This window comes from Kitasatospora sp. NPDC093102, from assembly GCF_040683915.1.
Lineage (GTDB): Bacteria > Actinomycetota > Actinomycetes > Streptomycetales > Streptomycetaceae > Kitasatospora.
Genome location: NZ_JBFBFA010000032.1, coordinates 76,803 through 85,437, shown reverse-complemented (window position 1 = coordinate 85,437; position 8,635 = coordinate 76,803). Strand labels below are relative to the sequence as shown.

At 67.8% G+C, this 8,635-nt stretch carries 6 protein-coding genes and 1 pseudogene; 4 read left to right on the top strand and 3 right to left on the bottom strand.

Features of this window, described 5'->3' with window-relative positions:
- The first annotated feature begins 936 nt into the window (after positions 1-936).
- The 4 genes and pseudogenes from AB0O11_RS29255 to AB0O11_RS29240 form a co-directional block, all read left to right on the top strand.
- Complete coding sequence (locus AB0O11_RS29255; protein WP_363392824.1) at positions 937-1,143, top strand: hypothetical protein; 207 nt, start codon at positions 937-939, stop codon at positions 1,141-1,143.
- Positions 1,143-1,886: a restriction endonuclease gene (locus AB0O11_RS29250; RefSeq protein ID WP_363392821.1), complete on the top strand. Its 744-nt coding sequence runs from the start codon at positions 1,143-1,145 to the stop codon at positions 1,884-1,886. The genes AB0O11_RS29255 and AB0O11_RS29250 overlap by 1 nt, the downstream gene beginning before the upstream one ends.
- Positions 1,876-2,571 (top strand): restriction endonuclease, encoded by a 696-nt coding sequence (locus AB0O11_RS29245; protein WP_363392817.1) that lies wholly within the window; start codon positions 1,876-1,878, stop codon positions 2,569-2,571. Before AB0O11_RS29250 ends, AB0O11_RS29245 begins: the two co-directional genes overlap by 11 nt.
- A 729-nt stretch (positions 2,572-3,300) precedes the next feature.
- A pseudogene (locus AB0O11_RS29240) lies at positions 3,301-4,498 on the top strand (IS110 family transposase); the annotation flags it as partial.
- Between the two features lie 49 nt (positions 4,499-4,547).
- Here AB0O11_RS29240 and AB0O11_RS29235 read toward each other — a convergent pair.
- From AB0O11_RS29235 to AB0O11_RS29225, 3 genes are all read right to left on the bottom strand, one after another.
- Positions 4,548-5,078 (bottom strand): hypothetical protein, encoded by a 531-nt coding sequence (locus AB0O11_RS29235; RefSeq protein ID WP_363392834.1) that lies wholly within the window; start codon positions 5,076-5,078, stop codon positions 4,548-4,550.
- 189 nt (positions 5,079-5,267) lie between these two features.
- Positions 5,268-7,754 carry an RHS repeat-associated core domain-containing protein gene (locus AB0O11_RS29230; RefSeq protein ID WP_363392815.1) on the bottom strand — a complete coding sequence of 829 codons (2,487 nt, stop codon included), beginning with the start codon at positions 7,752-7,754 and terminating at the stop codon, positions 5,268-5,270.
- A 146-nt stretch (positions 7,755-7,900) separates the two neighbouring features.
- Entirely contained in the window at positions 7,901-8,599 is a 699-nt protein-coding gene (locus tag AB0O11_RS29225; protein ID WP_363392812.1) for a hypothetical protein, read from the bottom strand.
- Between the last annotated feature and the right edge of the window lie 36 nt (positions 8,600-8,635).

Here is an 8,635-nt window from a genome sequence, read left to right as displayed (position 1 = left end):
AGCGGCCGAAGCCGCTCCCACTGGCCGTCAGTCAGATCACCCCTACTCCCCATAGTCGTATCAACGACTCAACTGATCGGCAGGACACGGCCTAGTGACGGACGCCGCGACCCTGGTGCGGGCAAGCGTGAATCGCGTGGCGATGCCAGCGCGGACCAGGGCCCAAAGCGGTTGCAGGAATCGGCGCACTGGTGGACCGAGGGCGGTATGTCGAAGTGCCGCACGCAGGGCGACGAGTACCGCGGCGGCACCGCCGAGTGCCGCGGTGGCGCCAGTGGATGGCCCCACAGCCAGGCCACGGTCTGCACGACGGCGCCGAGCGCGAAGAAGCCCATCAGGAGCGCGAGACCGCTGTCACTGTCGTCGTCGGCACCCATGCCGCCCTGGCGCCGCGAGCGTCCTTCGCCGGAAGTCATACCTGTCACCCACTGCTTCCTTCCCGTCCGACGAGAGGGTAGAGCCTGACCGTAGTCCCGGTTCACGCTTCTGATGAATCGCCGTGATTCGACGGCCTGTTGTGGCTTTGACGGGCTGACAGAGGACGTGCGGCCGCTGACCGGCCACGGCGCGTGCACCCCTCTTCTGCGCCCCCGGCGTACGCCGCTGGTTTTCGCCAGATGCATCGACGATGCCCACCGCACCCCGCTGCGGCCGGGCATTCGTCCAGCTGACAGGTGGTTCGCAGGGTGAAGGCCGCAGCGGCGGCCGCCTCGGCGCTCAAAGGCACCAATGTGTCGAGCAGTTCGACAGCCTGGGCCAATGCCGGTGGCTGGCCCCGTCAGGAAGCCGGCATCGGCACGAGATCCGTGTCCAAATCCCGCTGCGACCTGTGATCGATTGTCGACGTTCCGTCAGTTCGTGTCGGAGGGCGCTGCTACATCAGAGGGCGGAACGGGCCGCGAGGGGCGGCCCGCCGATAGGAGGGGAGCCCATTCGATGCCGGCACCCGAGGGATACCACGTCGTCCGCAGCCACATCCGACGCAACCCGCGGCCGAGCGCGAAGAAGATGAGCGGCTGGACGATCGTCGGCGTCTGCGCGCTGGTGTGGCTGTGGAGCCACTTCATCGGCTTCGGCGACACCGGCACGGCCACGCCGAACAATCCGGCGCCGACGGCCACCTCCACCCCGGTGGCGCCGTAATGGCTCGCGGGCGACGCCGGTGGCTGCGCCGGCCCCGGGGAGCCACCGAGCACGTGGCGGCTGGTGTCACCGCCCTGGCAGTGGCCACCCTGCTCGCTCAGGGCGCGACCGCCGGTACCCGGGCCGCCGCCCGGCACTGGCCCGTCCTCGCTGCTCTCACCGCCACCGCCCTCGTCGTCGCGGCAGTGCGGTGGGTGCGGCGCCGCTCCGCCGATCGGGCCCACGCGGCGCGACGGGCCGGTCTGCGGCTGCCCCTGAGCGGCATCGACGCGCTGGACGACCAGGAGTTCGAGTTCGCGTTGCGGGACCTGTTGGTCCGCGACGGCTGGACGGCGCGGCAGGTCGGCCGGCAGGGCGACCAGGCCGCCGACGTGATCGGTCAGCATCCGGCGCTGGGCCGGATCGTGCTGCAGGCGAAGCACACCACGGTCGGCGGAAAGGTCGGCTCCCCGGTGATGTACCAGGTCAAGGGCACCGCTGGCCCCGTCCACGGTGCCGACATCGCCGTCGTGGTCACCAACGGCTCCTTCACCCGCGACGCCAAAGCATGGGGCGACAAGCACCAGGTGCGCTGGGTCGACCGCGACCGGCTCCGTCTGTGGGCAGAGCACGGCGTGGCCCTCCACGAACTGCTGCACCTGCCGGCCCGAAGGCCCCGGCGACGAGTCCGCCGCCCCGCAGCCCGGCCAGTCCAGCCCCGGCGCCCCGAGACGACACAGGAGAGGCCGCGCAGTGCGCCATGACGGCACATTCGATCCGCTGCTGAAGGCCATCGCCGGGGTGGTACTCGCCATCGCCGTCGCCAAGCTGGTCTGGCAATGGCTGAGCACCACCTTCTGGCGCTGGCTCAGCATGGACGTCTGGGGCTGGATCACCGATCACCCCTGGTGGTCGGCTCTGATCGCCGCTCCGCTCGTGCTGGTACCCGTCCTGCTCATGACCCGCCTCCTCGCCCCGCGCAGGTACGTCCGCTACGTGGACGACGACTTCGACGACGAGGCCCCGGCCATCCTGACGTACGGGATCCATCACCTGGACGCGATGGAGGCCACGGAGTTCGAGCGGGCGTGCGCCGACCTGCTCGCGCGCGACGGCTTCCCCCGGGTCCAGCACTCGGGCCGCGCCGGGGACCTCGGCGCGGACGTCATCGCCTGGGACCACCACGGCCGCAAGGTGGTCGTACAGTGCAAGCACTACGGCAAACCGGTCGGCTCCCGGGACGTCCAGACCTTCAACGGAACCGCCCGGCCCGAACACCACGCCGACGTACCCGTCATGATCGGACTCAACGGCTTCACCCGGGACGCCCGCGACTTCGCCGCCCGCCACGACCTCATCCTCGTCAACCGGCGGATCCTCCGCGACTGGGCCCAGGGCACCCACCTCTACGACGCCATCGACGACGAAGCGAACCGCGCTGCCGCCTGAGCACCCGCTGGCGACCTGGCGGCGAGGATGGAGGAGCTCACAGCGAACACCTACGCCGGGTACGTGGCTTACATGGAGAGGGACTTGATTCCCGCGTTCGGGCGGTGCCGGCTGCTGGACCTGCGGCCGAAGCAGATCGAGGCCTGGGTGGCCGCGCAGCGCAAGGCCGGCCTGGGCCGGGTCACGTTGCACCGGGTCGTCTCGACGCTGCGCAACGCGCTGAACCACGCAGTGCGGTCGTGGCGGCTGAAGTTCAACCCAGCCGAGCAGTGCGTTCCGCCCAAGCCCCGCGCAGAGGAGCGGACCTGCTGGACGCCGAGGGAGGCTGCGGCGTTCCTGCGGCACAACACGGAGCTGAAGTTCCCCCCAGCAGCCGCTACTCCGCGACAGCGTCCGCCTCGGGCACCGCGGACCGCATGTACCTGCAGGTCATCACCCCCTGCCTACTCCCTCCCCCCGACGAGCCGTCCCCCACGTCCTATTGGGACTCGTCGGGCCGTGAGGGAGACTACGGTCCGTAGCCGCCAGTGGGTGAGCACTTTCACGCCCGGAGCCACTATGAGTTCTGGTGTCAGACCGTGCCCTCGCTGGTCGGCCGGGAGGCCTGACTGCTGATGGGATGGCTTGCCCGCCGGGCAAGTTGGGCGTGAGCACTGATCCATTAGGGCGCGAGCCGTGCCTTCCGCAGGCTGCATCGACGTGACAGGCGAGAGAAGTTGGGGGAAGCGGGTGCTGTTCATCGGCGACGACTGGGCCGAAGATCACCACGATGTCGAGGTGCAGGACGGGACGGGCCGCCGGCTGGCCATCGCCCGGCTGTCGGAGGGTGTGGAGGGGATCGCGAAGCTTCATGCCCTGGTCGCCCGGCACGGCGGTGAAGAGCCGGACCCCGGGCGGGTGGTGGTCGGAATCGAGACCGATCGGGGCCCATGGGTGCAGGCGCTGATCGCGGTCGGCTACCGGGTCTACGCGGTCAATCCGAAGCAGGCCGCCCGGTTCAAGGAGCGCTACGGCACCTCCGGGGCCAAGAGCGACAAGGACGACGCGCACGCACTGGCGGACATGGTCCGCATCGACCGCGATCAGCTGCGGCCGATCGCCGGGGACAGCGACAAGGCCCAGGCCATGCGCATCGTCGCCCGCGCGCACCAGACCCTGATCTGGGAGCGCACCCGCACCTTCCAGCGGCTGCGGAGCACGCTGCGCGAGTACTTCCCCGGCGCGCTGGCCGCCTACGCCTCCCTGGAGCTCACCAGCACCGACGCAATGGAACTGCTGATCAAGGCCCCCACGCCCGAAGAGGCGGCGAAGCTGACGAAACCGCAGATCACCACGGTCCTGGCCAAACACCGCCGCCGCAACCGGGACCAGCAGGCCGCCGCGATCCAGGCCGCACTCCGCGAGCCCCAGCTCGGCCTGCCCGCACCGGTCACCACCGCCTACGGCACGGCAGCGGTCGCACACGCGAGGATGCTGATCGCACTGAACGAACAGACAGCCGCTCTGGAAGAGCAGGTGAGCGCGCATTTTCTCGCGCACCCGGACGCTGAGATCTACCTGTCGATGCCCGGCATCGGCGAGATCACCGGCGCCCGGGTGCCGGCCGAGTTCGGCGACGACCCCACCCGCTACACCTCCGCCAAGGCCCGCAAGAACTACGCCGGCACCAGCCCCGTCACCCGCGCCTCCGGCAGGACACACAGTGCAGGCCCGATACGTCCGCAACAACCGGCTCGCCGACGCCCTGCAACGTCAGGCGTTCTGCTCGCTGCAGAGCTCACCCGGCGCCCGCCGCTCCTACGACAAACAGCGCGCCCGAGACCTCGACTACAACCCCGCCCTGCGCCAACTCGGCAACCGCCTCGCCGGCATCCTCCACGGCTGCCTCAAGACCCGCACTCTCTATGACGAGGCCACCGCCTGGTCGCCGCCCCAGTGGGCACCGGCGGGAAGTGGAGGTCGCGGCGATGGGATCATCAAATATTTGGACCCGAAATTCTGTAGATCGGAAGCGGAGGGCAGGGGTCGACCTTGCGAGTTCGTTGCACCAATTCTTCTGGCGGGCCACCCCCACTTTGAATTGCAGAAACGTATGCTTTTGCTTCGGAAATGCTGAAAGAAGGTGCACTCTTTCGCGCTAGGCGAATTGCTGCGAGCTGACCGTTCGCCTGGAGGGCGGCCTGAATCGAGTCAAGGATGGGGTCGGGAGGCCGCTCCCCTTTGAACTGCTGCCGATACATTGCTTGCCAGTCTGCAGTTCGAAAGGTTTCTCCCGGAATTTCATAGATGCTTCCATCTTTGCCGTCGACGAGATACGGTCCGCCGCCGACGAGAATGTCGTCAGAAATTGGATTCAATTTGTATCGCTCGGACTGCCAGGCCACTACCCATCCGACAGCGGTCTGATTGACGCCAATGATGGCAAGCTTTGGCAGCCCCGCTTCGCTCTGCCGCCTGACTAGCAGATCCTCAATCAGCTTGACGGCTTGCTCCTTGCTTACATTCACTGTCGGCTCCGAATTTTCGCGAAGGGTTGCGGGCGTGCCGGGCGCAGCCTTTCTGGCAATCGTGATTCTACCGCGCAAGGCAATCGCCGGGCTAGATATGTAGCGACTGAAAAACCTTCGGGGCTCGGTGTGATGGCTCTGGATGGCCTCCCGGGTAAGGTTGGGGAGGCCATCCAGAAGGTGGTGGGGCTAGTGGGTCCGCATTATGAAGTAGTAGCGGTAGCCCTCAGGTACGGCGCGGCCGGTTTGTGCGTCAAGGAACACGACTGCACCGTTATCGTTGATTACATTGAAGTAGTGAGCCTCGACACCCTTTGCCATATCCGCTGCCGAGGGCTGGCCCATGACGATCGCGCGAGAGCCGTTTCCCCAGCCCTGCATGTCGCTCACGATTCCAGACAGGCCGCCCTTCTGGACAAAGGGTTGGCTGGAGCCGGCTAGTGCCTGGAGCTCTGGGCGGAACAGTGGATTGTCTGCAGCAGGTACCGGCGAAGGATTCCTTCCTGCCAGCAACTGGTCAGTGGCTACAGAAACGGGTCCGCAGTTCCTCGTGCCACAACCGGGGTTGATTCGTTCCGTGAGGCCTGGCGTCGAGGGGACCAGGTAGGTTTCGCCGTTCAATGTCGTTCGCACATCGGCGGCCCACCAGCGGCGAAGGGCTGCCCCGCCGCCAGCAATGTCGACTTTCTCGCCGAACGCCTTTTTGCCCCAGCTGCGCACACCGCCGAGACCGGCAAGAACGACCTGGGTGGCCAGCTCGTCGGCTTGTTTTTCGACCTTGTCGGCGACGTTGTTGCAGCCGAATTCGCGGAGTTTGGCCGCGGCGACGTACATGGCGTAGGCGGGGCGGATGGGGATGTACTTGTCGACGAAGGCGCCGGCGCCGCCGTTGCGGCCTGTGACGGCGTTGAAGACGTCTCCGACGAATTCGAAGGGCATTTTGAAGCCCTTGACGAGGCCGCTGCGGATGGCCTCGAGGTTGCCCATCTTCTCGGGGTCGTCGTCTTCGGGTGACAGGCCGGTGGGGTCGGTGTAGATGGTGGGTGCGCCGGCTGCGTAGGTGTACGCGGATGTGTACGGGGAGCTTGCTGGGCTGGCGAGGGGGTCGCGGGTGTTGAAGCGGCCGTTGGCGGTGTCGTATTCGCGCGCGCGGAGGTATTGCTTGCCCGGTACGACCGGGTCGTTGTACTGGCCGGTGAAGCCGAATGGGGTGGTCGGGGCGCCGGTGGCGGTGGTGGCGGTGCCGGATCGGCCGTAAGGGTCGTAGGTGGTTCGGCTTTGCTGGGTGCCGGTGGAGTTGGTGAGGTCGGTGACGGAGCCGACCCAGTCGTGGTGGTGGTAGGAGGCCCCGGAGGTGTCGTGTTGGCTCTGGGGCAGGCCGAGGGGGTTGTAGGTGTAGGTGGTGGCGTGGATCGCGAGGGGGTCGCGGTAGGTCTTGGAGGCCCACAGCGCCTTGTTGGCGGTGTCGTAGAGGACGAGGTTTCCGTCGTCCTGGACCTTGGCCACGGCCCCGGTGTTTCCGGCGGTGTTGGTGCTCCACAGCACGGTGCCGTTGGTGTCGGTGACGACGAAGTTGCCGTCGGTCTGCATGGTGGCGCGGGCACCGGGGTGGCCGGCGGTTGCGGTGGACCAGACGGCGAGGCCGGTGTCGATCTGGTACAGGACGAGGTTGCCGTCGGCCTGCATGATGAGCCGGGCGTTGTTGGACGTCAGGATTGCACCCGAGGCCAGGCTGGAGCCGCTGGCGACGGTCTGGTCGCGGTAAGGGTTCTTGACGGTGGTGAGGTTGCCGTCGGCGTCGTAGGCGTAGGTGGTGGTGGCCGAGCCGATGCTGGTCTTGGTCAGCTGGTCGGCGGCGTCGTAGGTAGAGGTGGTGGTTCCGTAGGAGTCGGTTTGGGTGAGACGGTTGCCGACCTTGTCGTAGGTGTAGGTCAGCGCGCCGTTCGCGCAGCCGACGGTGGCCGGTGACACGGGGCAGCCGGACAGCAGTCGGCCGGCCTGGTCGTAGCTGTAGGTCTGGACGCCGTCGCCCAGTCCGAGGCGGCTTGCGTTGACGCTGGTGGGCTGGCCTGCCGCGTCGCGGGTGAGCTGCCAGGAGGCGAGGGTTGTACCGGCCTTGGTGCTGGCGATCGCGCTGAGGCGTCCGGCCGGGTCATAGGAGCGGGATTCGGTGTAGCCGTTGCCGGCGGGCAGGGTGGTGCTGGTCAGTTGCCCTGCGGGGTCGTAGGCGTAGCTGGTGGTTGCGCCGTCGATGGTCTGCTGGGTTCGGCGGCGGTCGCCGTTGTAGGTGTAGGTGAGTTTGCGGCCGTCGGGGTACTGGCGGCTGGTCAGGTTTCCGACGGTGTCGTAGCCGTAGGCGAAGCCTGCACCGCCGGTCGGCTTGGATACGGAGGTCAGCCGACCGGCCGGGTCGTAGCCCAGGGTCCTTGTTCCGGTCGCGTCGGTGACAGTTGCGGGGCGCCCGGCCTTGTCGTAGGTACGGGAGATGGCTGGTGTGGTGTCGGAGTAGGTGGTTCCCGTGCGCAGGCCGCGCGGGTCGTAGCCGACGGTGGCCTGCCGACGCCCCGCGGGACGCCCGGATGTGTTCCAGGACCGGCTGGAACTGGGGACTATCGTGCCGCTGGCCGGCAGTGACCAGTCATCCCGGGCACCGTGAGGGTCACGGTGGTCGCCCATGACCCGGATGTCCAGAGCCCTCCCCATGTTCGCTTTGGTCCCGGGCAATCAGTCCCGTTCGCATTGCTGAGGCGTCGTTGCGTGTGTCACCGAGATGTTGGCCGGCGGCGGTGAGACACAGTCGCCCGGTTGGCGAGCCAATCGGGTCAGCGGCAGTTGCGGGCTGGCGGATTGCAGAGCCTGACGTCGCGCACGCCTGGCAGGTCGGCGATCCTCTGGCGGAGGACGGCAAGGTCGGCGGCGGGAGTGTGGGGGTCGAAGACGACGACGAGCCTGGCGCCGGGTATTCCGTCGCTCTCCTTCAGGCCGACGTCCGTGGCACCGTGGCCGAGGCCTGAACCGTCGCTGAGGATCCCCGCCGGACGCTGGCCGACGCTGAGAAGTGGACTGCCTTCCTGGATGGTGGCGAGGAACGCGTCCGGCTCCTGGAAGTACGGAGCGATCCAGATCTCGCCGATCATCCAGCCGGCGAAGCCGAGGGTCGCGGCTGTCACCAGGCCGCCGACCAGCAGCGGTAGGCGGCGGGGCTCGGGACGCGACCGGCTTCCCGCCGCAAGGAAGACGATACCCGCTGGCGTCAGCAGGAACAGCCCGGAGAGGAAGCCGAGGGCCGAGAACGCGAGCACCCCCCAGCCGGTCAGCCGGCAAGCGGTCCGGAAGGTGTCCGCATCCCGCGTGAACAGTGGTGCGGTCGTCACCAGCGAACCGAACACCAACGGATCGCCGATGAATGACTTGTCACCGCCGGCCGCCCAGGCCAGTGCTGGTGCGGTGCACAACATCGCCAGCACCGCCAGGACCCGTGCTGTCCGGGGTACCCGCCGCCGTGCGCTCGCGGTCTCCATTCACCCCCCAATATTGAACGCGTTCAAATAAGCTGG

What these genes read in the sequence shown, in the direction of transcription:
- AB0O11_RS29255 (WP_363392824.1), top strand. Translation starts at nt 937, where the DNA reads ATGCCGGCACCCGAGGGATACCACGTCGTCCGCAGCCACATCCGACGC.
- AB0O11_RS29225 (WP_363392812.1), bottom strand. Translation starts at nt 8,599, where the DNA reads ATGGAGACCGCGAGCGCACGGCGGCGGGTACCCCGGACAGCACGGGTC.
- AB0O11_RS29250 (WP_363392821.1), top strand. Translation starts at nt 1,143, where the DNA reads ATGGCTCGCGGGCGACGCCGGTGGCTGCGCCGGCCCCGGGGAGCCACC.
- AB0O11_RS29230 (WP_363392815.1), bottom strand. Translation starts at nt 7,754, where the DNA reads ATGGGCGACCACCGTGACCCTCACGGTGCCCGGGATGACTGGTCACTG.